The organism is Lysinibacillus sp. BF-4 (assembly GCF_000743635.1).
GTDB classification, from domain to species: domain Bacteria; phylum Bacillota; class Bacilli; order Bacillales_A; family Planococcaceae; genus Metalysinibacillus; species Metalysinibacillus saudimassiliensis.
In genome coordinates this window covers 1-26,584 of the sequence record NZ_JPUW01000037.1, presented here as the reverse complement: position 1 = coordinate 26,584, position 26,584 = coordinate 1, and the positions used below count along the sequence as shown (strand labels likewise).

Annotated in this window: 31 protein-coding genes; 17 read left to right on the top strand and 14 right to left on the bottom strand. The window is 40.3% G+C overall.

Annotated features, from left to right (window positions below):
* Positions 1-4: 4 nt before the first annotated feature.
* Both CH76_RS11075 and CH76_RS11070 read right to left on the bottom strand, forming a co-directional pair.
* A complete protein-coding gene (locus CH76_RS11075; RefSeq protein WP_036146141.1) occupies positions 5-1,279 on the bottom strand; it encodes an arsenic transporter in 1,275 nt (424 codons plus the stop codon).
* Positions 1,276-1,560: a metalloregulator ArsR/SmtB family transcription factor gene (locus CH76_RS11070; RefSeq protein ID WP_036146139.1), complete on the bottom strand. Its 285-nt coding sequence runs from the start codon at positions 1,558-1,560 to the stop codon at positions 1,276-1,278. Before CH76_RS11070 ends, CH76_RS11075 begins: the two co-directional genes overlap by 4 nt.
* A 127-nt stretch (positions 1,561-1,687) precedes the next feature.
* On the opposite strand from CH76_RS11070, the gene CH76_RS11065 reads away from it, so the two are divergent.
* Positions 1,688-2,059: a DsrE family protein gene (locus CH76_RS11065; RefSeq protein WP_036146138.1), complete on the top strand. Its 372-nt coding sequence runs from the start codon at positions 1,688-1,690 to the stop codon at positions 2,057-2,059.
* 41 nt (positions 2,060-2,100) lie between these two features.
* On the opposite strand, the gene chrA is transcribed toward CH76_RS11065, so the two are convergent.
* On the bottom strand, positions 2,101-3,249 hold the full coding sequence (chrA, locus tag CH76_RS11060; RefSeq protein WP_036146136.1) for a chromate efflux transporter: 1,149 nt from the start codon (positions 3,247-3,249) through the stop codon (positions 2,101-2,103).
* Positions 3,250-3,402: 153 nt separating this feature from the next.
* On the opposite strand from chrA, the gene bioD reads away from it, so the two are divergent.
* The 8 genes from bioD to CH76_RS11020 all read left to right on the top strand — a co-directional run bounded on the left by bioD (position 3,403) and on the right by CH76_RS11020 (position 10,571).
* On the top strand, positions 3,403-4,089 hold the full coding sequence (gene bioD, locus CH76_RS11055; RefSeq protein ID WP_036146134.1) for a dethiobiotin synthase: 687 nt from the start codon (positions 3,403-3,405) through the stop codon (positions 4,087-4,089).
* Positions 4,086-5,489: an adenosylmethionine--8-amino-7-oxononanoate transaminase gene (gene bioA, locus CH76_RS11050; RefSeq protein WP_235190391.1), complete on the top strand. Its 1,404-nt coding sequence runs from the start codon at positions 4,086-4,088 to the stop codon at positions 5,487-5,489. The genes bioD and bioA overlap by 4 nt, the downstream gene beginning before the upstream one ends.
* A complete protein-coding gene (locus CH76_RS11045; protein ID WP_036146131.1) occupies positions 5,479-6,054 on the top strand; it encodes a biotin transporter BioY in 576 nt (191 codons plus the stop codon). Before bioA ends, CH76_RS11045 begins: the two co-directional genes overlap by 11 nt.
* Positions 6,055-6,221: 167 nt before the next feature.
* On the top strand, positions 6,222-7,217 hold the full coding sequence (bioB, locus tag CH76_RS11040; protein WP_036146129.1) for a biotin synthase BioB: 996 nt from the start codon (positions 6,222-6,224) through the stop codon (positions 7,215-7,217).
* A 142-nt stretch (positions 7,218-7,359) separates the two neighbouring features.
* The gene (locus tag CH76_RS13555; RefSeq protein WP_051910330.1) at positions 7,360-8,103 is read left to right on the top strand and encodes a putative metalloprotease CJM1_0395 family protein; all 744 of its coding nucleotides are present in this window, start codon (positions 7,360-7,362) and stop codon (positions 8,101-8,103) included.
* 23 nt (positions 8,104-8,126) lie between these two features.
* Positions 8,127-8,606: a Cys-tRNA(Pro) deacylase gene (ybaK, locus tag CH76_RS11030; protein WP_036146127.1), complete on the top strand. Its 480-nt coding sequence runs from the start codon at positions 8,127-8,129 to the stop codon at positions 8,604-8,606.
* 52 nt (positions 8,607-8,658) lie between these two features.
* Positions 8,659-9,459: a carbon-nitrogen family hydrolase gene (locus CH76_RS11025; RefSeq protein WP_036146124.1), complete on the top strand. Its 801-nt coding sequence runs from the start codon at positions 8,659-8,661 to the stop codon at positions 9,457-9,459.
* Between the two features lie 59 nt (positions 9,460-9,518).
* Complete coding sequence (locus CH76_RS11020) at positions 9,519-10,571, top strand: ABC transporter ATP-binding protein (protein WP_036146122.1); 1,053 nt, start codon at positions 9,519-9,521, stop codon at positions 10,569-10,571.
* A 36-nt stretch (positions 10,572-10,607) separates the two neighbouring features.
* Here the strand turns inward: CH76_RS11020 and CH76_RS11015 are convergent, their stop codons facing one another.
* Positions 10,608-11,501 carry a helix-turn-helix transcriptional regulator gene (locus tag CH76_RS11015; RefSeq protein ID WP_036146120.1) on the bottom strand — a complete coding sequence of 298 codons (894 nt, stop codon included), beginning with the start codon at positions 11,499-11,501 and terminating at the stop codon, positions 10,608-10,610.
* A 136-nt stretch (positions 11,502-11,637) separates the two neighbouring features.
* Here CH76_RS11015 and modA point away from each other — a divergent pair, with 136 nt between their 5' ends.
* Positions 11,638-12,471: a molybdate ABC transporter substrate-binding protein gene (gene modA / locus CH76_RS11010; protein WP_036146118.1), complete on the top strand. Its 834-nt coding sequence runs from the start codon at positions 11,638-11,640 to the stop codon at positions 12,469-12,471.
* Positions 12,472-12,474: 3 nt separating this feature from the next.
* A complete protein-coding gene (gene modB, locus CH76_RS11005; protein ID WP_036146116.1) occupies positions 12,475-13,131 on the top strand; it encodes a molybdate ABC transporter permease subunit in 657 nt (218 codons plus the stop codon).
* A gap of 39 nt (positions 13,132-13,170) precedes the next feature.
* Here the strand turns inward: modB and moaD are convergent, their stop codons facing one another.
* From moaD to CH76_RS10980, 5 genes are read right to left on the bottom strand one after another with little or no spacing between them, the layout of a single operon-like run.
* Complete coding sequence (gene moaD, locus CH76_RS11000; RefSeq protein WP_036146114.1) at positions 13,171-13,401, bottom strand: molybdopterin converting factor subunit 1; 231 nt, start codon at positions 13,399-13,401, stop codon at positions 13,171-13,173.
* Positions 13,394-13,870: a molybdenum cofactor biosynthesis protein MoaE gene (locus tag CH76_RS10995; RefSeq protein WP_036146111.1), complete on the bottom strand. Its 477-nt coding sequence runs from the start codon at positions 13,868-13,870 to the stop codon at positions 13,394-13,396. Before CH76_RS10995 ends, moaD begins: the two co-directional genes overlap by 8 nt.
* Positions 13,867-14,382 carry a molybdopterin-guanine dinucleotide biosynthesis protein B gene (gene mobB / locus CH76_RS10990; protein WP_036146109.1) on the bottom strand — a complete coding sequence of 172 codons (516 nt, stop codon included), beginning with the start codon at positions 14,380-14,382 and terminating at the stop codon, positions 13,867-13,869. The genes CH76_RS10995 and mobB overlap by 4 nt, the downstream gene beginning before the upstream one ends.
* The gene (glp, locus tag CH76_RS10985; RefSeq protein WP_036146108.1) at positions 14,349-15,632 is read right to left on the bottom strand and encodes a gephyrin-like molybdotransferase Glp; all 1,284 of its coding nucleotides are present in this window, start codon (positions 15,630-15,632) and stop codon (positions 14,349-14,351) included. The genes mobB and glp overlap by 34 nt, the downstream gene beginning before the upstream one ends.
* A 12-nt stretch (positions 15,633-15,644) precedes the next feature.
* Positions 15,645-16,661 (bottom strand): MoeB/ThiF family adenylyltransferase, encoded by a 1,017-nt coding sequence (locus tag CH76_RS10980; RefSeq protein ID WP_036146105.1) that lies wholly within the window; start codon positions 16,659-16,661, stop codon positions 15,645-15,647.
* Positions 16,662-16,744: 83 nt separating this feature from the next.
* On the opposite strand from CH76_RS10980, the gene CH76_RS10975 reads away from it, so the two are divergent.
* The 3 genes from CH76_RS10975 to moaC are packed head-to-tail and all read left to right on the top strand — an operon-like array spanning position 16,745 to position 18,290.
* Positions 16,745-17,239 carry a molybdenum cofactor biosynthesis protein B gene (locus tag CH76_RS10975; protein WP_036146103.1) on the top strand — a complete coding sequence of 165 codons (495 nt, stop codon included), beginning with the start codon at positions 16,745-16,747 and terminating at the stop codon, positions 17,237-17,239.
* Complete coding sequence (locus CH76_RS10970) at positions 17,236-17,805, top strand: molybdenum cofactor guanylyltransferase (protein ID WP_036146100.1); 570 nt, start codon at positions 17,236-17,238, stop codon at positions 17,803-17,805. The genes CH76_RS10975 and CH76_RS10970 overlap by 4 nt, the downstream gene beginning before the upstream one ends.
* A gap of 2 nt (positions 17,806-17,807) precedes the next feature.
* Complete coding sequence (gene moaC / locus CH76_RS10965) at positions 17,808-18,290, top strand: cyclic pyranopterin monophosphate synthase MoaC (protein ID WP_036146097.1); 483 nt, start codon at positions 17,808-17,810, stop codon at positions 18,288-18,290.
* A gap of 37 nt (positions 18,291-18,327) precedes the next feature.
* On the opposite strand, the gene moaA is transcribed toward moaC, so the two are convergent.
* From moaA to CH76_RS10950, 3 genes are read right to left on the bottom strand one after another with little or no spacing between them, the layout of a single operon-like run.
* Positions 18,328-19,341, bottom strand: a complete 1,014-nt coding sequence (gene moaA, locus CH76_RS10960) for a GTP 3',8-cyclase MoaA (RefSeq protein ID WP_036146095.1) — start codon at positions 19,339-19,341, stop codon at positions 18,328-18,330.
* Positions 19,342-19,359: 18 nt separating this feature from the next.
* On the bottom strand, positions 19,360-20,160 hold the full coding sequence (gene fdhD / locus CH76_RS10955; RefSeq protein ID WP_036146094.1) for a formate dehydrogenase accessory sulfurtransferase FdhD: 801 nt from the start codon (positions 20,158-20,160) through the stop codon (positions 19,360-19,362).
* Positions 20,161-20,170: 10 nt separating this feature from the next.
* On the bottom strand, positions 20,171-20,518 hold the full coding sequence (locus tag CH76_RS10950) for a DUF2294 domain-containing protein (RefSeq protein WP_036146091.1): 348 nt from the start codon (positions 20,516-20,518) through the stop codon (positions 20,171-20,173).
* Positions 20,519-21,101: 583 nt separating this feature from the next.
* Here CH76_RS10950 and fdhF point away from each other — a divergent pair.
* Genes fdhF through CH76_RS10935 form a run of 3 tightly spaced genes read left to right on the top strand, consistent with a single transcriptional unit; the run spans position 21,102 to position 25,588 of the window.
* Positions 21,102-24,044 (top strand): formate dehydrogenase subunit alpha, encoded by a 2,943-nt coding sequence (gene fdhF, locus CH76_RS10945; RefSeq protein ID WP_036146089.1) that lies wholly within the window; start codon positions 21,102-21,104, stop codon positions 24,042-24,044.
* Positions 24,045-24,048: 4 nt separating this feature from the next.
* A complete protein-coding gene (locus tag CH76_RS10940; protein WP_036146086.1) occupies positions 24,049-24,528 on the top strand; it encodes a DUF1641 domain-containing protein in 480 nt (159 codons plus the stop codon).
* A gap of 13 nt (positions 24,529-24,541) precedes the next feature.
* On the top strand, positions 24,542-25,588 hold the full coding sequence (locus CH76_RS10935; protein ID WP_036146082.1) for an Mrp/NBP35 family ATP-binding protein: 1,047 nt from the start codon (positions 24,542-24,544) through the stop codon (positions 25,586-25,588).
* A 33-nt stretch (positions 25,589-25,621) separates the two neighbouring features.
* Here the strand turns inward: CH76_RS10935 and CH76_RS10930 are convergent, their stop codons facing one another.
* Both CH76_RS10930 and CH76_RS10925 read right to left on the bottom strand, forming a co-directional pair.
* Positions 25,622-25,915 (bottom strand): hypothetical protein, encoded by a 294-nt coding sequence (locus tag CH76_RS10930; RefSeq protein WP_036146080.1) that lies wholly within the window; start codon positions 25,913-25,915, stop codon positions 25,622-25,624.
* Positions 25,916-25,962: 47 nt separating this feature from the next.
* The gene (locus CH76_RS10925) at positions 25,963-26,541 is read right to left on the bottom strand and encodes a Tellurium resistance (RefSeq protein ID WP_152553327.1); all 579 of its coding nucleotides are present in this window, start codon (positions 26,539-26,541) and stop codon (positions 25,963-25,965) included.
* Positions 26,542-26,584: the final 43 nt, after the last annotated feature.

The following is a 26,584-nucleotide window of genomic DNA, read 5'->3' as shown; positions in this document are numbered from 1 at the left end:
CTTTTTATAATGTTAGGTATAGCCCAACTAATGTAATAAATAGTACAGGCACAGTTAATAAAATACCAACTTTCATATAATAGCCCCATGAGATGGTAATGCCTTTTTGTTTTAAGACATGAAGCCAAAGCAATGTAGCAAGTGAACCAATAGGTGTAAATTTAGGGCCGAGGTCAGAGCCGATAACATTAGCATAAATTAAGGCATCTTTCATGGTGCCTGTTGCGCTAGTGTCAGCAATTGCTAATGCGTCAATCATTACAGTAGGCATATTATTCATGACAGAAGAAATGAGTGCAGCAATAAAGCCCATACTAATAGTAGCGACAAATAAGCCTTGTGTTGTTGCCTGCTCAATGACAGCTGTTAACATTTGTGTAAGCCCTGCGTTGCGTAGCCCATAGACAACAACATACATACCAAGTGAAAAGAATACAATTGCCCAAGGTGCCCCGCGTAGGACACGTTGCGTAGCTACTGCTTTACTTTTTTGTGCGAGCGCTAAAAAAATAAGCGCAATGCCACTTGTAATGAAAGATACGGGAATCGCCACAAAGCTACTTAAAAAATAGCCAAGCAATAGCAACGTTAGTAATACAAAGGACAATTTAAATAGTGCTTGGTCTTTTACGGCACTAACAGGTGCTGGTAAAATCGTGCAATCATAATTTTTAGGGATTTGCTTACGGAAGAATAAAAGCAATACGCCAATACTAGCTAGTACGGAAAAAATAAAGGGTACAAACATTTGCTGTGCATAAGCCATAAAGTGAATACCAAAAAAATCTGCTGACACAATATTTACTAAGTTACTAACTACAAGTGGGAGTGATGCTGTATCCGCAATAAAGCCACTAGCAATAATATAAGGAAAAATCATACGGTCATCAAAATTTAGGCTACGAATCATAGCGAGTACAATTGGGGTTAAAATAAGTGCTGCACCGTCATTAGCAAATAGTGCAGACACAATTGCACCTAATACAATCAAGTAAATAAATAATAAAATACCATTTCCTTTAGCAAGGCGTGCCATATGCAGCGCCGCCCATTCAAAAAAGCCAATTTCATCTAAAATTAATGAAATAATAATAATACCAATAAAGGCGAGTGTCGCGTTCCAAATAATTTGAGTAACATCTATTACATCTGTAAAACTAACAACACCAAATACTAAAGCAAGCATTGCTCCAATCATTGCCGACCAGCCGATGGACAAATTTTTAGGTTGCCAGATGACAAAAAGCAGCGTGATTAAAAATAAAATAGCTGCTATCAATTACTACACGCTCCTTTAGTAAAGCAAGGCACGGTTAATTGGGTCACCACACTTGCCACAATAGGCGTCATAGGTGTAGCTAATTTATAATACTTCCACTTACCTTCTGTACGCTCCTCAATAATTTGCGCCTCTTTGAGTTTTTTTAAATGCTGGCTTACAGCAGGTTGTGAAATAGTAAGCACTGTTACAAGGTCACAAACACAGCACTCCCCCTTTTTTAAACAAGAAATAATGAGTAGGCGGTTGTCATCTGCTAACGCCTTTAATTGTTGAATCATTATAAATTACCTCTTTTCATATAAGTGTATGCTTATATAATAGCGTAAGTTTGAGCATATTAGTAGGCGAAATTCATAATACACGGTATTATACGGGTGAGGGTATATAAAAGAGGAGGAAATAATTATGGAATACGCAGATTTATTAATTACATTAGCGCATCATGATAATAATCCAAACAACGTAACAATTGCATTTACAATGGGCTGGAAGGCCGCTGAAAAAGGGCATAAGGCTGAGATCCTATTACTATCAGATGCTGTGCACTTAGCATCAAAGGGTTTTGCAGCATCAATTAATATTGGTGAGCCATTCCTACCAGTACAGGAGTTACTAGAGAAATTTATCGCAGCTGGCGGTACATTAAAAGTTTGTTCAGCTTGCATGATTCATAATGGAGTAAAAGAAGAAAATTTACTAGAAGTAGCACAAGTAGTATCAGCAGACTATGTGGTAGATGCTTTAATGGGTTCTAAAAAATCATTACAACTTAACTAAACATCAAAAAGGGTTGCGCCGAGGCGCAACCCTTTTTTGATTCAGTAAAAGATGATGCCCATGAGTAGACCAAGTAATACTGTTACCCAAGGTGGCTGTTTAGCGAAAAATACCACAACAAGTAATAGCAGCGCAAAGCCTAGATCTTTTATGCTTCCAATGCTTTGCGTAATAATAGGTGAAACAAAGGTTGCAGCTAAAATACCAACAACGGCAGCATTCATACCAATGACTGCACCGCGTAGTTGTGGGTTAGCACTCAATAGTTGCCAAAAGGGAAGCGCACCAACAATTAATAAAAAAGCTGGTAAAAATATTGCCAGCGTAGCCACAATACCTCCAGTAGCACCATGTGTCAGTGTGCCTAAATAGGCAGCAAAGGTAAAGAGAGGACCTGGTACAGCTTGGGTTACACCATAGCCTGCTAAAAAGTCAGCTGTTGACACGATACCCGTTGCTACAAATTGTGTTTCGAGTAGAGGAAGCACGACATGTCCACCACCAAAAACAAATGCACCTGCTGTATAAAATTTTTCGATTAAGCTAAGCCAAGTATTGGCAGTAAACTGAGCAATTAATGGTAAAGCGATGAGTAAAACAACGAAAAGCATTAAGCATAGCACACCTAGACGTTTAGAGAAGGTAAAGGTTGATTGTGCAGGTTGCTCATTTGTAAACACTACCTGACCAATAACTGCGGCGACTAAAATAATCGCGATTTGTAGCCATGCGACTTGTAATGTAAGTAATATCGCAAAAGCAAGTAGAGCTAGCAGCACATGTTTGGCAGTTGGTAATAATTTTCGACTCATATCCACTAAAGCCTGCGCCACAATAGCTACAGCCACAAGTTTTAGCCCCTGTACCCAACTGGTATCTACAGTAGTGCCTGTTAAAAACAAAGCAAAGCTCATTAAAATCAACACGGATGGTAGGGTAAAGCCAATAAACGCCAGTAAGCTCCCTGCAAGTCCGCCACGTATTAAACCAATCCCCATACCTACTTGACTAGATGCAGGACCAGGCAAAAATTGTGATAAGGCTACTAAGTCGGCATATTGCGCACTAGTAAGCCATTTTCGTTTTTGTACATACTCCTTCTGAAAATACCCCAAATGTGCAGTAGGCCCACCAAATGAGGTGATACCTAAGCGTAGTGCTACGAAAAAAATCTCGAAATATATTTTCATTCCTTCACCCCTTCTTCTAATCGTACAGAGCTTTAGGGAAGGCAACAAGTTAAGTATTTGTAAAATGAATTGTCAAAATATATTTACAACTAAAGCTAGTTTGTGTAAACTTTATAATATAATTAGTTAACACAAATGAGGGGGAGTTAACCAATGAAACACTTTTGGATAGTAGGGACAGATACAGATGTAGGCAAAACTTTCGTTACTGCTACTATGTTACGTCAATTACAGGCGTTAGGGTACAACACAATGCCATATAAGCCTGTACAAACAGGGGAAGTAGAGATTGATGGCAAAGCGACGTATTATGATACGACAATGTATCAAAAATATAGTCGTCAGCCATTAGATGTACAAAAAATGAATGGTTTTTCGTATAAAGTGCCTGCCTCACCGCATTATGCAGCACAGCTTGAAGGTAAGGAAATTGATGAACAAGTAATTTTAACGCAATTGAAGGACCTACAACAGACGTATGATGTTGTGATTTGTGAGGGAGCTGGTGGGTTATTAGTGCCACTTAAAACAACAAGTACGTATAGTTTAATTGATTTAATTGAGCAAACTAAGCTACCTGTTGTACTTGTAACAAAGACGGGACTTGGCACAATTAATCGTACTTTGTTGTCAGTAGAGGCATTACAACGCCGTGGTATCGAAATTAAGGGCATTGTGTATAACGGCAATACAAATAGTGCCATGGAGCAAAATAATATCGAAACAATGGTAGCGCACACTAAATTACCGTATGCGATTTTACCAAAAGTGCAACAAGAGCAGGATCTGGAGAACCTAAACTTTGAACAAACGACATTATTGGAGGCGCTAAAGCAATGAACTGTACAACTCAATTACTAGCAAATGAACAAATGACGGATTTACAAAAGCGTGACTTAGCGCATGTATGGCATCCATGTGCACAAATGAAAGACTACGAAAAATTTCCGCCTAAAGTAATTACTAAAGGTGAAGGTGTTTGGCTATATGATGAGGATGGCAAGCGTTATTTAGATGCGGTATCGTCGTGGTGGGTCAATTTATTTGGCCATGCTAATCCACGTATTAGTAAAGTATTAGCAGAGCAGGCAACGACATTAGAGCATACGATTTTTGCTAACTTTACCCATAAACCAGCTATTGAAGTAGCAGAGCGTTTAGTACGCTTAACCCCACCAGGGTTGGAAAAAGTATTTTTTGCGGACAATGGCTCAGCTGCAATTGAAGCAGCCTTAAAAATGAGCTTTCAATACCATGCACAAACAAATAAAAAACATAAAAAGCGCTTTTTAGCCTTAACAAATGCTTACCACGGCGAAACAATTGGTGCATTATCAGTGGGCGGTGTGGATTTATATAACGAGGTATATACACCGTTACTGCTGGATACGGTGCGTAGTCAGGGACCTGATTGCTATCGCTGTCCATTTAATGATAAGCCTGAAAGCTGTTCGGCTCAGTGCATTCAATATGTGGAACAAGATTTAGCTGAGCATCATGAGGAGCTTACGGCTATTATTATTGAGCCTTTAATCCAAGCAGCCGCAGGTATGAAGATGTACCCAGCACTATATTTAACAAAGCTCAAAGCATTATGCGAAAAATACGACGTGCATTTTATTGCGGATGAAGTTGCAGTTGGTTTTGGGCGTACAGGTACATTATTTGCATGTGAACAAGCAGGCGTTACACCGGATTTTATGTGTTTGTCAAAAGGAATAACAGCAGGTTACCTCCCACTATCTGTAGTAATGACAACCAATGAAGTGTACGATGCATTTTATGACGATTATGGTACTATGAAGGCTTTTCTACATTCTCATAGTTATACAGGTAATACGTTAGCTTGCCGTATTGCACAGGAAGTGTTAACTATTTTTGAAGAAGAAAACTATATGGAAGTCGTAAAAGAAAAAGCGGCATTATTAAATCAAAAAGCGCGTGCTGCTTTTGAGCATTTACCTTATGTCGGTGAGTATCGCCAAACAGGTATGGTAGGTGCTATTGAGATGGTGGCTAATAAGGTGACTAAGGAAGACCTTCCGAGTGAGGAGCGTATTGGTTATCAAATTTATAAGCGTGCGTTAGACAAAGGGCTATTAATTCGTCCGTTAGGTAATATCATTTACTTTATGCCACCTTATAGCATCACCGAGGAAGAAATGGACTTTATGATTGCTACAACTAAGGAAACAGTAGAGCAATTTTTTGCGGAGCGAGGGGCTACGTATGAAGGCTAAATCCTTAGTATTGTTTGCGATGTTTGCGGCATTAACAGCTATTGGTGCTTTTATTAAAGTACCAATCCCTGTAGTGCCATTTACGCTACAAATTGTAGTAGTATTTTTAGCTGCGACGTTACTAGGTAGTAAACGCGCATTATATAGCCAACTTGTATATATTGCGGTTGGTTTAGCAGGAGTCCCTGTTTTTAATGAAGGTGGTGGGCTAGCTTATATTTTTAAGCCTAGCTTTGGTTACTTAATTGGTTTTGCATTAGCTGCTTATGTGATGGGTGCATTTCTTGAGCGCAAAGCTTCACCAACGCGTAAAGATTTTATTACAGCTAATTTAGTAGGTCTTGTATGTATTTATGGTGTGGCTTTGCCTTATTTATATTATGCACTTAATTTTTGGTTAGGTATGGATACGAGTTGGATTGGTATTTTGGCTATTGGCTTTAGTGGTGGCGCACTAATAGACGTAGGGCTGGCTATAATTACAGGGCTATTTGCTATGCGTTTGCATCAAACCTTTAAGGCCGCTGGCGTTTTGTCAACTATGGCAGATAAGCATTTGGCATAAAGTGAGGGGGAGGGGTGTAACATCTCCTCCTTTTTTGTTTTTTTCAGATAATATTGACAATCGACTATTTACATTAGTAAACATAGTGTGTTAACTTTATTTATAAATGAGTTAACAATATGAGGGGTTATCCATTTTACGTTAACAAGGAAAAGGGAGAGATTGACATGAACTGGTTACAGCTAGCAGAGGAAGTAATTGAGGGTAAAAAAATTACAAATGACGAGGCTATGGCAATTTTAACAAGTGATGATGATGACTTATTAAAATTATTAGATGGTGCATTTGCGATTCGTAAACATTATTACGGTAAAAAAGTAAAATTAAATATGATTATGAACGCTAAAAGCGGCTACTGCCCAGAGGATTGTGGCTACTGTTCTCAATCATCAAAATCAACAGCACCAATCGACAAATACCCATTTATTTCGAAAGAAGAAATTTTAGAAGGTGCAAAACGTGCCTATGAAAATAAAATTGGTACATACTGTATCGTAGCAAGTGGCCGTGGCCCAACACGTAAGGACGTTAATGTGGTAAGTGAAGCGGTTGAAGAAATTAAAGAGAAATATGGCTTAAAAGTTTGTGCTTGCTTAGGTTTACTAAAGGAAGAACAAGCAGAGCAGTTAAAAGAAGCGGGCGTTGACCGTTACAACCACAACTTAAACACATCTGAGCGCCACCATGATTACATTACAACATCGCATACGTACCAAGACCGTGTAAATACGGTGGAAATTGCGAAGAAACACGGTATTTCACCATGTTCAGGTGCGATTATTGGTATGCGTGAAACAAAAGAAGACGTTGTTAATATCGCGCGCGCACTTCATCAATTAGATGCTGACTCAATTCCAGTAAACTTTTTACACGCAATTGACGGTACAAAATTAGAAGGCACAAATGATTTAGACCCACGTTACTGCTTAAAAGTATTAGCTTTATTCCGTTATATTAACCCAACGAAAGAAATCCGTATCTCGGGCGGACGTGAAGTTAATCTTGGCTCACTACAGCCACTTGGTATGTATGTCGCTAATAGTATTTTTGTTGGTGACTACCTAACAACTGAAGGACAAGAAAAGAATAGCGACTACTTAATGCTACAAGATCTTGGTTTTGAAATTGAATTTACAGCTGCACCAGCAAGCGCATGTAGCTAATAAATAAAATGTTCATTTGGTGCAACTACCAAATGAACATTTTTTTGTAATAAACAATCAACTCTTATGGCTAGCTACAATTAACTGTCAATGTCGTGTATAATGGATGCACATTACGAATAACGAAGTAGGGGGGATTACTATGAGGATAGCAGCAAGTGTCGTACAACCAGAACGTTTGTATCAGCAAGATGAACGCAAACGTCAGCAGTTGCGCAAGGAAGCAGGCGATGCTTACAAGAAAAATGCTGATTATTTTCAGCCTGCTAAAAACTCAGCGTTAGCCGAGCTAGAGCAGCTTTTATCAGGGAAGAGTCAGAAGTTAGTTAAAGAAGATTATTCACAACAAGAGCAAAAGCAATTAACAGATTTACAACAGGCTGATCGAGAAGTACGCGCACATGAGCAGGCGCATAAGGCTGTTGGTGGTGATATCACAGGTGCTGTTACGTATGGCTTTACACAAGGACCAGATGGCACACACTATGCAACGTCTGGGGAAGTAGCTATTCAAACACCTGCAAGTAATGATGCAGAAGAAACAATTGCTATTTTAGAACGTGTGCGTCAAGCAGCATTAGCACCAGCTAACCCATCAGCACAGGATTTAAAAGTAGCAGCAAGTGCCGTATCACAAATTGAACAGGCAAAAGCACAATTGCAAGAGCCAGCTTTTTTACAAGATACAGCATTAGAAGTACCAGAGCGTTTTGTAAAGGATGTTACGCGTGATGCTTCGAAAGAAACAATTTTTGGGCGTAACTTAGAGCAATTAATGAAGGATCGTTTGTTTGCGAAGGCGACCCAAACTTATGATAGTACAAAAGCGATGGTAGCAAACGGGTACCGCGCATTTAGAGAGCCTGCATTTTCGCAAACAGCATAAATGAGAGATAGGGGTTTAATGCGATGGCTAAAAAACGTTTGAAAACAAATGCAATTCGTTTATTAGAACAACGAACAATTGATTTTGATGTGTTAGAGTATAGCGTAAATGATGGACAGCTTGATGGTGTATCAGTAGCGAGCAAGATTAATCAGCCTGAGGCGCTAGTTTATAAAACGTTAGTGACACATGCTGGAGAAGATGTATTTATTTTTGTTATTCCGGTGGCACAAACGATAGAATTAAAAACAGCTGCGAAGGCAGTAGGAGCTAAAAAGGTTGAGATGTTACCACTCGATAAACTGTTAACGACTACGGGCTATGTTCGAGGTGGGTGCTCACCAGTAGGTATGAAGAAGATGTATCCTACGATTATTGATAGCAGTGCTAAGGCACATGACCGTATTATTGTAAGTGCAGGTAAGGTCGGATTACAGCTTCATATTAGTGTGGAGGATTTAGCACGAGTTACACATGCTAAGTTTGAAGCCATTACACAATAAACGACCACTTTGTCTTTCGCAAGGTAGTCGTTTTTTTAGGAGGATGGGACAAATGAAAGTAGGATGTATTCAAATGTATGTGGCGTATAGCGATGTAGAGCGCAACTTTGCTACAGCTGAGCGTTTAATTCGAGAAGCGGCAGTGAAAGGTGCGCAAATTATTGTGTTGCCTGAACTTTGGAACACAAGCTTTGCCCTAAAAGAAATAGCAACGCTCGCAGATGTAGAGGGCACGCGTACGAAAGCATTTTTATGTAAACTTGCGAAGGAGTTGGCTGTGCATATTGTTGGTGGCTCTGTTGCTACAAAAAAAGGTGAACATTTTTATAACACGATGTATACCGTTAATAAAGATGGTGAGCTAGTAGGGGATTATGACAAGGTACACTTGTTTAGATTAATGGATGAGCATTTATATTTAACTGCAGGTGACCGCGTTAATCGATTTACACTTGGTGAGGTAGAAGCGGGTGGCGTGATTTGTTATGATACGCGCTTCCCTGAGTGGCTTCGTACACATGCACTACAAGGTGCAGATGTATTATTTATCCCTGCACAGTGGCCAACCGCACGTGTAGACCATTGGCAAATACTACTGCAAGCGCGTGCTATCGAAAATCAATGCTTTGTGATTGCGGTTAATCGCTTGTCACATAAAAAAGAAAATTTTAATGGGCACTCGATGATTATTGGCCCATGGGGCGAAGTTTTATGGACAGGTGGCGATGAAGAAGAACTCGCTATTGTGGATGTTGATTTTTCGGCAGTAGCTGAGGTACGCACACGTATTCCAGTTTATAATGACCGTCGCCCAGCGTTATACGGTGAGGTAGTAAGAGTGGATAGCCATTAAGGCTGTTCACTTTTTTTGTGCTACAATACAACTAATTTAACGGGAGGCGAAGCGGCTTTATGAGTTTTATTGAATTACAACATGTACACAAGCAATATAGCAATGAGCAAATGGTGCTGAAGGATATTACAGTAGTGATTGAACAAGGCGAGTTTTTTGTGTTAGTTGGCCCTTCAGGTTCAGGAAAAAGTACGTTATTACGTTTAATTGCTGGGCTCGATGATACAACGGATGGCAATATTTATATAAATGGCAAGGACGTAACAAATTTTTCACCGCGTGAACGTGAATTGTCGATGGTTTTTCAAAATTATGCGTTGTATCCTCATTTAACGGTAGCAGATAATATTTTGTTTGGTTTAAAGCGCAAAGGTATACCAAAGGATGAACGGCAAAAGCGTTTACAAGAAAGCATAGCATTACTTGGCTTAACAGCGTATGTAAAGCGTAAGCCAAAAGAGCTGTCAGGTGGTCAACGTCAACGTGTCGCACTAGCACGTGCTATTGTGAGCCATGCGCCACTCTGCTTAATGGATGAGCCACTATCTAATCTAGATGCTCAGTTGCGCACGCAGATGCGTACTGAAATTAGAGCACTCCAAAAAAAGCTAGGGCTGACTACAATTTATGTGACGCATGATCAAACGGAAGCTATGACGATGGGTGACCGTATTATGGTAATTAATGATGGCGAAATCCAACAAGTAGGTTCACCCTTAACATTATATAATGCGCCTGCTAATCAATTTGTAGCGGGCTTTATTGGTGCGCCTAAAATGAATTTTATAAAAGCTACATTAACAGGCGTAACGCTTACACTAGCAGAGGGCAGTGTGCTTACTTTACCAACAGAGCTAGCTGCGCGTTTACCACAAGGTGAGCCTATAAAAATGGGCGTGCGCCCAGAAAATATTGTGCGTGGAGAAGCTATTACTACGAAGGTCGTAAATGTAGAGCATCTTGGTCACGAAACGCACAGCAGTGTGCAACTTGGTGAGGCGTTATGGACAATTAAATGGCCTGGGCAACAAAGTGTGGTAGTAGGTGAGCAACTAACGATTGCGTTACAACAGTATGTGTTTTTTGATGGAAAGACAGGTAAAGCATTATAAAAAGCAATGGGTGCAGTGTGTGCGCCCATTGCTTTTTTATAACGTTTCGTACATAATTTGCCCTGTTTTGGCTGTGTCATAATCGCCGAGTGCAGCAACCTCTGCTTTAAAAGCATCTGACTGTAAAATGGCTTGTACAGCCTCAATAAGCGCAGCATTGTCAGCAGTTTTTAGCAATACAATATCATAGCGCTCTGTAATAAGTGGAACAAAATCAACATTTACAAGCTTAGCGGTTTTTTCGATGCCAATACCAACATCAGCTTGCTTATTAGCAACAGCCGCGGCTACATCAATATGACTTGCTTCTTCGTTAGTGTAGCCAAGCACATGAGTTGGCGCGATATGGTGGGTGCGTAACTGCTCATCCAGTAGCGCGCGAGCACCTGAGCCTTTTTCTCGGTTAATGATGGTAGCATTTTTTGTGCTAATATCAGCTACGCTGTGAATTGCGAGAGGGTTGCCCTTCTGTACATAAAAGCCTGCCTGTCGCTGTACGAGGTTAAGTAGTACATAGGCATGGCTTACTAAAATCTTTTTTAAGTAGGGTGTGTTGTATTCGTTTGTGTCGCCATCATACATATGCAAACTCGCGATATCACACTCGCCATTATAAAGTGACATCACCCCATTAAAACTACCTTCGTGCGAACGTAAAACTTTACGCCCTAGCGCACGCTCTAAATATTTACCAAGCATATCTAATACGATATCCTGCCCACAAATGACAATTTTATCTGCGGCAAGCGTAGGTGCAGCAGCGCCTGTTTTATGTTGGTGAATATAGGATTGTAAATCATTTTTATCAATACGCATTTGTCGCCCAACGCGAAAAATCGGGAGTTCTTCTTTTTTTATTAAATCATAAATCGTTAATTTTGATACTCTAAGTAATTGCGCAACTTCTTCTACTGTATAGGATTGTGACATTATAAAACCTCCAACTCTTATACTACCGCAAGTAAATGATTTCACAAAATAAAATCAAACTATTGGCTTTTTCGTTATAACTAATTATAATTAGTTATGTCTTGTTATAACTGGTTAGAAAGGGAGCATATTAAAAATGAAAAAAATCACAACAACAATTGCCTCACTAGCCTTACTTACAGGTGTGTTAGCTGGCTGCGGTAACGGAGAAGATACAGCTAAAAAAGAAACAGAAGCACCGAAAGAAGTAGAAAAAACAACGCCAGCAGAAAAAGTTGAAGCTGTAGAATTAACAGTATCAGCAGCTGCTAGCTTACAAAATGCTTTAGAAGACTTACAAAAAACATATGAAGCTGACAATGAAAACATAAAAATCGTTTATAACTTTGGTGGCTCAGGTGCGTTAAAACAACAAATTGAGCAAGGTGCGCCTGTTGATATTTTCTTCTCAGCGGCAGAAGATAAATTTGATGAGCTAGTAGATGCTGGTTCAATTGACGAAGCACAAGGTATGGATTTATTAGCTAATGAACTAGTTGTAGTCGTACCAAAAAATAATGAAAAAGATATTAAGTCATTTGAAGACTTAACAAAAGCAGATAAAATTGCGTTAGGTACACCAGAGTCTGTTCCCGCAGGTAAATATGGTGTTGAAACATTAGAAAATATGAACCTTTGGACAGAAGTAGAGCCTAAGGTCGTTTATGCAAAAGATGTTCGCCAAGTGCTAACTTATACAGAAACAGAAAATGTTGATGCAGGTCTTGTCTATAATACAGATGCATTAATTTCGGATAAAGTAGCAACAATTGCGACAGCAGCTGCTGACACACATACGCCAATTATTTATCCAGTTGGCGTAATTAAAGACACTAAACATACAGCTGAGGCAGAGGATTTTTATAAATTCTTGCAAAGCGAAGAAGCTATGAAAGTGTTTGAGCAATACGGATTTAAAGGAGCTAAGTAATACATGAGTACTGATTTCTGGACTCCGATAAAGCTATCGCTCGAAATTGCATTAGTGGCTGGCGTATTTGTAATTATTGTTGGCACGTTATTTGGCAAATTTATGGCGAAGCGCGAGTTTAAAGGAAAGCTATTTTTAGAAACAGTACTACTTTTACCTTTAGTTTTACCACCAACCGTTATTGGCTTTTTGCTTATTATTATTTTTGGTAAGCATAGCGTGGTAGGTGATTTGATTGTAGCTATTTTTGATAAGCCTGTTATGTTTACGTGGTGGGCTGCTGTAATAGCATCATCTGTTGTTGCCTTTCCCTTAATGTATCAATCGGCAAAAACAGGTTTTGAGTCAGTAGACGAAGATATCGAGAATGCGGCACGTGTAGATGGCGCAAAGGAGTGGCAAGTATTTTTATTTGTCTCTGTGCCGCTCGCCTTAAAATCCATCATCTCTGGAGGGATTTTAAGTATTACACGTGCGCTAGGGGAGTTTGGTGCTACGCTAATGTTTGCGGGTAATTTACCTGGGCGTACACAAACAACCCCTCTCGCAATTTATATGGCTATTGATGGTGGAAACATGTCACTCGCTTGGTCATGGGTGATAAGCATGATAGGTATTTCCTTTGTTATGTTACTTGCTGTGCACATAATGAAAGCATAAATAAAAGCCTTAGAGCCCGCGCTCTAAGGCTTTTTTGTATTAGCCACCACTAATTGGTGGGATAAAGGCGATGGTATCACCAGGCTGTACGATATGATCGTCAGTAGCAAAAGCTTCATTTACAGCTGCCATAACTTGCTGTACAGAAACCGAGTAATTACTTTCAAGCCACGTTTTTATCTCTTGTACTGTGCTTGCGGGTAAATCAGCTTGTAGTTTTTCTTGTCCAATGGTTTCTTGTAAATGGGCAAATAATAAAATATTAATCATTATTATCCTCCTCTAACGTTGGTGCACCTGTTGTATAGGGCACATTTTCCAATTGATCGCCAATCCATGCAGTGCCGTCTTCCCAAAATTCTTTTTTCCAAATAGGTACAATTTGTTTAATACGTTCAATGGCATATTCGTTTGCTTCGTATGCCATTTTACGATGCGGCGAAGAAACCGCAATGACAACAGCAATATCTGAAATAGTTAAACGCCCCACACGGTGAGAGATAGCAATTATTGCTTCTGGCCAACGTTCACTAACTTCCTGTGCGATTTGTTCAAGCATTTTTACTGCCATTGCAGGGTAGGCTTGATATTCCAACTGTAGAGTTTTTTTACCCTTTGTCATTTCACGTACTGTGCCAACAAAAAGTGTTACAGCGCCAGCGTTACGGCTAACGACCTTTAAACGCATTTGCTCAACATCAATTGGCTCATTGACGATTTCGAACATAGGTGTAGTCATAGTAAATTCCTCATTTCTTGAAGTAAAAATGGTTGGTACTGTGCGTGCTCAGCTAATGAAAAGCTAGGCACATTAAGTTGCTGATGAATGGTTGTACCTTCCCAATATAAAATGCAGTGAATATTGCTAAGCGTGAGTAACGCCGCGTCTTTGTCACTTCGTAATAACACAATTTTAGGGTAAGGTGCTTGTTTATAGCCCTCAATTAAAATAAAATCGAGCGCAAAGCTTTGATATAGCGTTAAAATTTTTGTAAGCTCCCAGCTATTATCTTCAATGCTAAGGCGGAGTGCGCCACCACCTTCGACTGCACTAACAACAGCACCCGCCTGTTCGTGGAGCGTGCTATCTTTATTACTCGGTGCATCGGGCTTGCCGCCATGGCCATGGTGTTTAATAGAGCCAATACGTAAACCGCTAGCTGTAGCATCCGCAATCAACTGGCGCGTGATAGTAGTTTTGCCACTGTTTTGATAGCCTACGACTTGTAGGATTTTTTGATGTTGTCCCACGGCCACTCACTTCCCTGTGTATCATCAAGTAATACAACGTCAACTGCCATGCCTTGTTCATAGCCACGCGAGCCACCTGGTAAAACGATAAAGGCATCTGCCTCTACGAGTGATGAGATGGAGCTTGATTTATTAAAGCCTGATGGTACGGTAACCAGTTGATTGCCGTCAAAGTGCACGCTTGCACGCACAAAGCGAGTAAACGGATTGGCCTTTGTAAAATCAGCGCCAAGCTTTGCTTTTTCCTTACGAAGATGTGGGCGTGTGCTACCATAAGCTGCGCGGATAATAGGACGTGCTAATAATTCAAAACCAACATAACACGCTGAAGGGTTACCTGACAGCCCAAATAATAACTTGCCATTAAGTTGTGCGACAGTAGTTACGCTACCTGGACGCATCGCGATTTTATTAAAGAGTACTTCTGCGCCAAGCGCTTCGTAAATAGCAGGTAAATAGTCATAATCACCAACGGATACACCACCTGTTGTAATGAGTATATCTACCTCTTGGAGCGTGCGTTTTACAACGTCGATACAAACATCTAAGTCGTCTTCAAACTTACCAATATATTTTGCCGTTGCACCCGCGCGTTCGATTTGTGCAAGTAGTGCATAGGCATTACTATTGCGAATTTTGCCTGGTTGCAACGTCTCATTAGGCTCAAGTAGCTCGCTACCTGTTGCGATTACACCTACAACTGCTTTTTTATATACAGCAACTTCGCTATAACCAAATGTTGCAAGGAGTGCTACCACACCAGGGTTAATAAACTCGCCCTTTTGTACAAGCACAGCATTTTTTTTGACGTCTTCGCCTTGGTACGAAATATTTGTACCTGATGCAAATGCACGTTTAATTGTCATTGTATTTGGTTCGTGGGATTGTGTTAGCTCTAGCATAACAACTGCATCGCAACCTTGTGGGATGGGAGCACCTGTCATAATGCGTACGGCTTCAAATGGACCTACAGGTGTTGTATGTACATAGCCTGCGCCAATTTCGCCAACTACAGTAAATGTAACAGGATTATCAGCCGAAGCGCCTTGACTTGAGGCAGCTTGAATTGCGAAGCCATCATAAGGTGAGCGGTCAAAGGACGGCACATCTGCATCTGCGATAACGTCTGTTGCTAAATAGCGCCCGTAAGCTTGTGCAACAGCTACGTGTTCAATTTTTTCGGTGTAGGCAAATTGCATGACGCGTTCAACGGCCTCACTGACTGGGATGGGATTTCTTTTTTCTAACATGATTAACACTCCTTATCCTAATAGACGATAGTAAATTGATTTTGCTTGTGTAATAGTTGGTACGCCGTGAATAACAACGCGTCCATCTTTAAAAACAACAATGCGATAATCCTCAGCTTGGCATGATAGTAAATAATCATTTTGCTGTATGTCACCGTGAGGGCGAAGTTGTTCAGCTAGTTGGTTTAAATCATAAGTTATTGGTTGGGCAGGACGGATTTGTATAGCATCACGTCCACATAAAACATCAAGCTTTGTTTGATTTTGGTAATCGAGTGTAGGGTAACTAGGCGCGTTACCACAGCTAGGGCAGTTTGCATTATGCATAGCATCAACAGCAATAGCATGGTGTTGATTTTGCCATACGTCAAACATGACGTATTTTTTTTGTAGCTTATCACTATCACCAACTAAATATTTTAGTACTTCAGCGACTTGATACGCAGCGACTAATTGCACGGCAGGACTAATAATCCCAACGGTGTCACACGTCATGCCTGTATTCGAAATTATTGTTAAAAGGCAGCGTAAGCAAGGATTGCTATGTGGCAAAATGGTGTAGTAAGCACCATAACTGCCGACACATGAGCCATACACCCAAGGGATATTATATTTTTGTGCGACATCATTTAGCATAAAGCGGATGTCAAAATTATCTGTTGCATCTATCATAATATCGACTCCGTCAAGCAGGGAAATAAGTTGCTCAGAGTAAGCATCTGCAATATGAGCGTGAATTTGAATGGTGCTATTAATTGCCTGTAATCTAGTTTTAGCCGCAATTACTTTAGGCAACTTTTGCTGTGCGTCTTGTTCGGTATAAAGTTGCTGGCGTTGTAAATTACTCCACTCAACAAAATCACGATCAATAAGTGTAAGTGTGCCAACACCTGCGCGTGCTAAAGCCTCGGCTACAGCACTACCTAAAGCACCGACGCCTACAATTAGCACATGCTTATTTGCAAGGCGTTGTTGTCCTTGCTCACCAATCGGTGTAAATAATTTTTGTCTTGAATAACGGTCTTGCATAAGGCGACCTGCCTTTCTATCATTAGATTTTCGTAGTAGCTAGCCTTATAATAAATGTCAATCAACTAAAGGAGGCTATCACTATGCACCCAACTCATCAAGAGTTAGACGTAAAAGCGGCAGTTCTTACAGTGAGCGATACGCGCACTGTTGAGGATGACCGCGGTGGAAAAATCATTCAGGATTTATTACATGAAGCAGACTTTACAATCGCTGCGTATGACATTATTAAGGATGAACCTAAATTATTAGCTGAACGCATAAAACAGTGGCATACTGATTTAGCCATTTCAGCAATTATTATTACAGGTGGCACGGGTTTTACACCGCGTGACCAAACGTATGATACAATAACACCTCTGTTTGATAAGGAGATGACAGGCTTCGGCGAATTATTTCGTATGTTAAGCTATGACGAGATTGGTCCGCGTGCAATGTTTAGTCGAGCAACGGCAGGTAGCATAGGGCAGACGGCTGTATATTTATTACCAGGTTCGACGAATGCTGTAAAACTCGGTATGACGAAGTTGATTTTGCCAACCGTTCAACATTTTATTGGCGAGTTGAAGCGCGTATGACCACAGCAGGTGTTGTACTCGCAGGTGGTCAGTCGTCCCGTTACGGGCAACCCAAAATGTTTGAAATCTTTCAAGGTAGCCCATTGTATGAGCATAGTTTACAGGCGCTACGTGCTAATCAGCTAAGCCCTCTTATTATTGCTACAAATGAGGCATTACAACCACATTTTGAAGCCGTGGACTGTATTTTTTCGATTGAACAACAAGCACATCAAGGCCCGCTTGCTGCTCTTAAGCAAATTATCCAAACGTATACAAACTGCGAATGGTTTTTTGTCATCGCGAGTGATATGCCTTGTATGAATGCCCACTTTGTCCAAACATTATTGCAACAAAAAACAGCAGATTATGAGGCTATCGTGCCAGCGCAAGCAGATTATATTCAACCACTTGCCGCTTTATATCATCGCAACGTATTACCTGCGATTGATGAGGCGCTTTGTCAAAATCGACGCAGTATGAAAGCTATGCTTGAACAAGTGCGCGTGCAGTATGTGCACTTTGCCGAAGATGATGCCACATTTATTAATATTAATCGCCAGCAAGACTGGCCAAAGGAGTTATAACAATGTCAGAGTTTACACACTGGAACACAGATGGTCGTCCAAAAATGGTTGATATCTCAGATAAGGACAATTCGAAACGTACAGCCGTTGCACAAAGTATTATTACGTTATCAGATGAGGTGTACCAAGCAATTGAGCAAGGCGGTATTAAAAAAGGTGACCCAACACAAGTGGCACAAATTGCAGGTATTATTGGCGCTAAAAAAACATCTGATATTATTCCGATGTGCCATCCAATTATGCTACAAGGTACAGATTTTACATTTGCGTATCATAAGATGGACGAAGGCTACGAACTTCACATTCAAGCTACTGTAAAATGCAGTGGTAAAACGGGTGTGGAAATGGAGGCACTAACGGCTGTTTCGATTGCAGCGCTAACGTTTTATGATATGTGTAAGGCTGTCGATAAAGGTATGGTTATTAAAGAAACATGCCTCATCGAAAAAACAGGCGGTAAGAGCGGTACATTTACACGAAAATAAATACAAAAAATCCGGCAAACTTTGCCGGCTTTTTTTATTAGCCACCAATATGTGACATTTCGATTTTTGCTTTCTTGCGATTATTTACCGTTTCCTCTGTGCGTTCGTCTGAATAACGGTCCGTACGATTTTGCCACACACGCGCGATGCTTGTAGTAATCTCTTCGTCAGTTTTATCACTGCGCAGTAACTCGCGAAGATCTGTACCTTCTGTAGCAAACAGGCAAGTATACAGTTTGCCCTCTGCAGAAATACGGGCGCGTGAGCAGGTAGAGCAAAATGAATCTGTTACAGAAGAAATTACACCAATTTCGCCATTGCCATCTTTATAGCCAAAACGTGTAGCAACCTCGCCTTTATAGTTAGGGGCAATCGCCTCTAGTGGTGCGACAGCATTAATCATGTCGACAATTTCTTTTTTGCCCACAACATCATTAAGCTTCCAGCCGTTAGAGTTACCAACGTCCATATATTCGATGTAGCGTAGGATGTGTTGTTTTTCTTTAAAGAATTTTGCCATCTCCACAATATCGGCGTCATTTACGCCTTTTTGTACGACCATATTAATTTTAACGAGTAGCCCAGCTTCAGCAGCTTTCTCGATGCCTTCGAGCACAGTTTTTACTTTGCCGCGGTTACCGTTCATTTCGAAGAAGCGTGCCTCATCAAGTGAATCAAGACTAATAGATACACGTTTTACACCAGCATCTGCTAAGGCTTGTGCATGTTTTTTTAATAACGTGCCATTGGTAGTGAGCGCAATATCTTCCACGCCCTCCACTGCATTAATGCGCGCGATTAATTGAGGTAAGTCACGGCGTAATAATGGCTCGCCGCCCGTAATTCGGATTTTGCGTACACCTAACCCCACAAATATTTTTACGAGGCGTTCGATTTCCTCAAAGCTTAAAATTTTATCAGAGGGTAGGAAGGCAAAGTCAGGGCCGAAAATTTCTGCGGGCATACAATATTGACAGCGAAAGTTACAGCGGTCTGTAACGGAAATACGTAAATCACGTAAGGGGCGTTGTAGTTGGTCTTGTACAGTCATTATATCTACTCCTTTCGGTTAGTGAGTAGCAGGTAAAAGGATGCGTTCCTTGTGTGTATAAATATTTAATGAGTCATTGCGAATAAAGCCAACAGTTGTAATGCCTAACTGTTCAGCAAGTTGTAAGGCTAGCTCTGTTGGTGCAGATTTTGAAAGTACAATCTCACAACCAATTTTTGAAACCTTAAGCAAAATCTCAGAAGAAATACGTCCACTAAAAACGATGATTTTATCTTGCATATTAATATTATTTTTTAAGCAGTAGCCATATATTTTATCAAGCGCATTGTGGCGTCCAATATCCATGCGACTTAAAATGATGCCATTTGCATCACAAAGCGCAGCGTTGTGAACACCGCCTGTTTCCTTAAACATGTCGGCACTGTTTTGCATCTCGCGCATTAGGCGGAAGCAGTCTGTTGTAGTAATCTTGACATTGATGTCTTTCATTTCGCGCGCAGCGAGTGCGTCGTTAACAAAAACAAAGCCCTGTCTACTCATGCCGCAACATGAAGTAATATAGCGTTTATTTTGCGTTTGTTGGTAAATTGGATTGATATGGTTGGTTGTGATATGCACAAACCCTTCATCCTCTTGGTACCAGATTTCTTTAATATCATTAAAGTTACGAATGACACGCTCAGAGGCAAGGTAGCCAATGACCATATCCTCAACATACTCTGGCGTACAAACCATCGTAACAAATTCAGTTTGATTTATTTTTACAGTGATTGCATACTCTGTGACAATCGTATCCTGTATCACGTTTACTTCATTATTTTTTACGCGTACAACTTCGCGCGTCACTGCATTTTTCATTTATACGCCTCTATTCTTCAATTTTATCTGCAAACACGAAAACGGAAATGGCAAAATCTTCTTCGATTTTAATATCCGAAAATAAATGAAGAAGCTTTGTGCCCATTAATTCTTCCATGCCATCGGGTGGTGACTGTGCATATAAATCTTGAATCATTGAAGTGCGTGCAGTATGAACCATTCGTGCGCCTTCAGGTGTGCTAGAAATAAATGCTTCTGTCGGTGTGATATTACCATACAGCGTAGAGACCGCCATATTTTCTACAAAAACGGTATGAATACGTTCAGGGCCTTTGCCAAATAAATCTTTGCGTAGTTTGCGAATCATATCGTTAAACTCATGTACTTTTTTAGACATTTTATGATGCTCCCAACATAAATAAGCTTTATTTTTACTTTACCACCCTTACAGATTGTTAATCATATAGCAAGTGTCAAAAAAGTTAAAGGAAAAGTGTTTATAATTGTTTTGTCAAGATATATTCATTTGTCCAACGTGACATAAAGCGTTATAATAACTTTATTACAAATGGAGTTAGGTGACTTCACTATGTATGGAGCGGCTTTGTACGGGAATACAATGCGCGTTGCATACCTTTTGTGGTTAGTTGATTCTGCTGTGAATGTAGAGTAAAACGTAAAAGTAGATTGGATTTTTAGCAAGCTCTGTTAAAAATTTTATCCACACGATTAATTAGCGCGTAAAGGGACGTGCTTTTTTCGGGTGGATTTTTTTATTTTTACCTGTAGTAGGCAAGTGCTCGTAACGTTTTAGTTCCGTAAAAATCGGATAAATAACACAAATAGACTGTTTAACAGGGTTGCAGCCGTTTATAACAAGACAAATTTTAAACGAACTAACCATTTGCATCTCAAATGTCATTTGCGTTACGAGACTTTGCTAACTGCGAAGTGCAAGCAAGTAGAAGGAGGAAAATACCTTGACCAAAATTAACATTAATGGAGAAGCTTTTAACGTAGCTGAGGGAGCTACAATTCTGGAGACCATTAATCAAAACAATATTGAACATCCGCAAATTTGTTATGTGCCTTCGGTAGATCCGATTAAAACATGTGATACATGTATCGTAGAGGTAGATGGACAGCTAGTGCGTTCTTGTTCAACTAAAGCTGTAGACGGTATGAACGTAACATTAGACTCGGACGGAGCAAAAGCTGCTCAAACAGAAGCAATGGACCGCTTACTTGAAAACCACTTACTGTACTGCACAGTTTGTGACAATAATAACGGTAACTGTACGCTGCATAATACGGCTGAAATGATGGAAATTGAGCATCAAAAATATCCATACACGCCAAAAGAAGAGGACAAGCCACATAATGTGGATATGTCACATCCATTTTATCGCTATGATGCTAACCAATGTATCGCCTGCGGCCAATGTGTAGAAGTTTGTCAAAACCTACAAGTTAACGAAACATTATCAATCGACTGGGAAGCAGAACGCCCACGTGTCGTTTGGGATGATGGTGCAGAGATTAATAACTCATCTTGCGTAAGCTGTGGTCAATGTGTAACAGTTTGTCCTTGTAATGCTTTAATGGAAAAATCAATGCTTGGAGAAGCTGGATTTATGACAGGCTTAAAACAAGATATGTTAGATCCAATGATTGATTTAATTAAAGAAGTTGAGCCAGGTTATAGCGGTATTTTTGCTGTATCTGAAGTTGAAGCAGCTATGCGTAGTAAACGTACGAAGAAAATAAAAACGGTTTGTACATTCTGTGGTGTAGGTTGTTCATTTGAAGTATGGACAAAAGGCCGTAAGATTTTAAAAGTACAACCATCAGACGGTCCGGTTAATGCAATCTCAACATGTGTTAAAGGTAAATTTGGTTGGGATTTCGTCAACTCTGAGGAGCGTATTACAACACCATTAATCCGTAAAGGTGATGAGTTTGTAGAAGCATCTTGGGATGAGGCGCTTGATGTAGTAGCTACACGTTTAGGCGGCATCCAAAAAGAGTACGGCCCAGGTTCTGTCGGTTTTATTTCTTCTTCAAAAATTACCAACGAAGAGAACTATTTAATTCAAAAACTAGCACGTCAAATGTTCCAAACAAATGACGTTGATAACTGTTCACGTTATTGCCAATCACCAGCAACGGATGGTCTTGCTCGCACAGTCGGTATCGGTGGCGACTCAGGTACGATTAAAGACATCGCAAAAGCAGGGCTTGTTATCATTATTGGTGCTAACCCAACAGAGGGTCACCCAGTACTTGCGACGCGTGTTAAACGTGCACATAAATTACACGGTCAAAAATTAATTGTTTCTGACTTACGTAAGCACGAGATGGCAGAGCGCTCAGATATCTTTATCCGACCTAAACAAGGTACGGACCAAGTTTGGTTAATGGCTGTCACAAAATATATGATTGATCAAGGTTGGCACGACGAAAACTTCATTAAAGATAATGTTAACTTCTTCAATGAATATAAAACAGTATTAGAAAAATACACGCTAGAATATGCTGAACAAGAAACAGGTATTGCACCAGAAACATTAATCGAAATTGCTAAAACAATTCGTGATGCAGATGGTACATGTGTGCTTTGGGGTATGGGTGTGACACAAAATACAGGTGGCTCTTATACTTCAGCAGCTATTTCAAATATGTTACTTGCAACAGGTAACTACCGTCGCCCTGGCGCTGGTTCTTACCCATTACGTGGTCACAACAACGTACAAGGTGCATGTGATATGGGTACATTACCAAACCTATTCCCAGGTTACCAAAAAGTTACGGATGCTGCAGTACGTGCTAAATTTGAAGAAGCTTATGGCGTATCTTTACCAGGTGAAATTGGCCGCAATAACATGCAAATGTTAGATGCTATTTCTGAAGGTAAAATGAAAGCAATGTATTTAACAGGTGAAGATATGGCACTTGTTGACTGTAACGCTAACCATGTTGATGAAGTATTATCACAACTAGACTTCTTTGTTGTACAAGATGTATTCCTTTCACGTACAGCACAATATGCGGACGTTATTTTACCAGCAGCACCATCACTTGAAAAAGAAGGTACATTCTCTAATACAGAGCGTCGTGTTCAACGTTTATACGAAGTATTACCACCACTTGGCGACTCAAAACCAGACTGGCAGATTACACAATTAATCGCTAATCGTTTAGGTGCTAACTGGAACTACTCACATCCAAGCGAAATCTTTGCTGAGATGGCAAGTCTTTCACCATTCTTCGCACAAGCGAACTATGATGTATTAGAAGGCTGGGGCAGCTTCTGTTGGGGTGACCCTGAAACAGGTGCAGATACACCGCTATTATTTGAGGATGGCTTCCCATTCCCAGATAAAAAAGCACAATTTGCGCTAAATGATTGGGTACCAACAGTAGAGTACGAAGCACAATACGATTGCCATATTAATAATGGTCGTATGCTTGAGCATTTCCATGAAGGTAATATGACAAACAAATCTGCGGGTATTCAATTAAAAGTGCCTCAAACATTTGTTGAGGTATCACCAGAGTTTGCTAAAGAGCGCGGTATTGAAGACGGTGCAGTATTACGTTTAGTATCACCATATGGTGCGCTTAAACTTGATGCACTTGTAACAGACCGTGTACAAGGCAACGAATTATTCTTACCAATGAACTCAACAAGTAAAGAAACAGCTATTAACTTCTTAACGGGTCCACAAGGCGATATTAATACATCAACACCAGCGTATAAGCAAACTAAAGTACGTGTTGAAGTGTTAAAACGTAAAGGTAAAAAACCATTGCCAAGTACTAACCCGCGTAATAAGAAGCGTCACCCACAAAATGGTGTTGAGCCAGAACGTAAATGGAACCGCCCAGGTTATGTTCACTTAACAACTAACGGAGGAGAGTGATAATATGGCTGCACCGATTTCAAAAATTGTTAAAGAACAATTAAGCGAAGAGCAAATTAAAGATCAAAAATTAGAGAACTTAAAGCACCTACTTGCGGAAAATGAGCAGGCGTTAAACCAAGTTTTCACGATTGTTAGTGAGTTAAACGATATGGGCGCACTTGAAGCGGCAACGAAAATGGTTGAGGCAAAAGAAGATGTAGCACAAATCGCTTTAGGTCAGTTAACACGCAAGCCTGTAACAAATATCATTAATAATATGATGGGTGTTGCAGCAATGCTAACGGAGCTTAATCCTGAAACAACAGGCAAACTAATTGCGGCATTAAACAGTGGCTTAGATGAAGCAAATGATCCTGCAAACGCAGAGGAAAAAGTTACTATTATGAAGCTTGCAAAATTATTGAAGGACCCTGATGTAAACCGTGCAATGAATTTCGGCATACATTTCCTACGTGGTTTAGGTAAAGGGCTAAAAGAGTAAGGAGGCAATTTAATTGCTAACGAACGCAGGTATTTTACAAGCATTGCAACATGTTGAAGACCCAGAGCTACACAAAAGTGTAGTAGAGCTTAACATGATTCGTGATATTCGTATTTTAGATACAGCGGTAGCGCTTGAGGTTGTTTTAACAATCCCAGGTTGCCCGCTAAAAGCTAAAATCCAAGCAGATATTGAGCAAGCACTCAAAGCAATTGGTGCTACTGAAGTAGCTATTAAGTTTAGCTCAATGACAGATGAGGAGCGTCGTAATTTAACGGCGTCTCTTAAATCTGAAAACGTTACAACTTCAGGTATGCCAAAAATGCTAGAGCCAGACTCTGGTGTAACATTTATCGCTGTAACTAGTGGTAAGGGCGGGGTAGGTAAATCAACAGTAACGATTAACCTTGCATCAGCTCTTGCTCGTATGGGTAAGCGTGTTGGTATTGTAGATGCGGATATTTATGGTTTTAGTATCCCTGCTATGATGGGCGCTACTGAAAAACCAACGATGATTGAACAGATGGCCATTCCTGTTGAGGCAAACGGCGTGAAAATTATGTCGATGGGCTTTTTCGCAGGGGATAACCAACCTGTTATGTGGCGTGGACCTATGTTAAATAAATGGATTCGTAATTTCCTTGTTAACACACATTGGGGCGAGCTCGATTATTTAATTTTAGACTTACCACCTGGCACAGGTGACGTAGCTATTGATGTAGCAGCTATGATTCCGCAAGCGCAAGAGATCATCGTGACTACACCACATAATGTGGCCTCTCACGTAGCATCTCGCGCTGGACTTATGGCACAGCACACTAAGCACGAAATTATTGGTGTCGTAGAAAACATGGCTTACTACGAGGCACCAGATGGTACGAAAACATATTTATTTGGGCAAGGAGGAGCGGAGCAGTTAGCAGGGGCATTAGGTTCGGCTATTATTGCTCGCATCCCATTTGCACAACCAGCAGAGAATAATGGTTCCTCTGTTTATGATGAGGACACAGTTGTAGGCGAGGCATTTACTAATCTTGCTGAAGACATTATTTACCGTTAAAAAAAAGCGCATCCGCTAAGGGTGCGCTTTTTATTATTGGATATAACCTGCACGTCGCAGTACTTGCATAAAATAAAAACGATAGGTATTTTGCACAAAGGATTCTAGCGGTAAGCCAACGCCTAATTGATATTTTGTAAAAATGAAATGAAATCGTTTATCCCATTTTAAACGTAGTAGCTGCCCTGCATCTTCGCCGTATTTATTAGTAAACTCCACAATCAAAGGTTCAATCATCACCGCACAGTGCTCCTTTAAACTAAGCAGTGCATCGGCATCCTTTTGTTGTTGAAATTGTTTAATCCATTGTTCGATTTGAGCGTCCATCTAATCATCCTTTTATTGAGTTTCTTCCTATAATATACTACGGATTTTTATTTTCTGCCCGCTTGCCACTGCAAACCAAACGAGTAGGCTCTATCCATATCACGATGACCTGAAAAATATTCGACCAAACGCTCTACTTTAAAGGTTTGGTTATTATCGTTTTCAATCATAGCAATAGCACACATCGCGTTATGGTTAACTGCGTTGGTTAGCTTTACTTCAATGCTTGGCCCTGTGTTATAAGTTAAGGTAACAACGCCATCAGCTTGCGACCAGTTAGTAACACCTTCATAAATAAAAGCATAGACGAGTACGCGCTTAATCGCTGGCAATTGGTTGCCGTTAATGCGCAAGTTTTCGCCCGTACTAACTGTGCCTGTGCGGTCATCACCGTCTAGTTCTACATATGGCGGCTGTTGTAAATTACCAAAGGCATTGCCAAGCGCCTGTACGCAACCTACGCTCCCGTCTGTTAGCTCATATAAGCAGCCTAAGTCTAAATCAATGCCACTTTGTGTTTTACCTAATAATGAAGACAAAAAGCCAGCTTTCTTTGGTTGAGTATGTTGATTCCAATTAAGATTCAGTGAACCTCTCGCTATTAAAATAGCGAGCTTCTGTTTCAAAAAACAGAAACACCTTGCGATGTTTTTCGTTTCATTGAGCCGA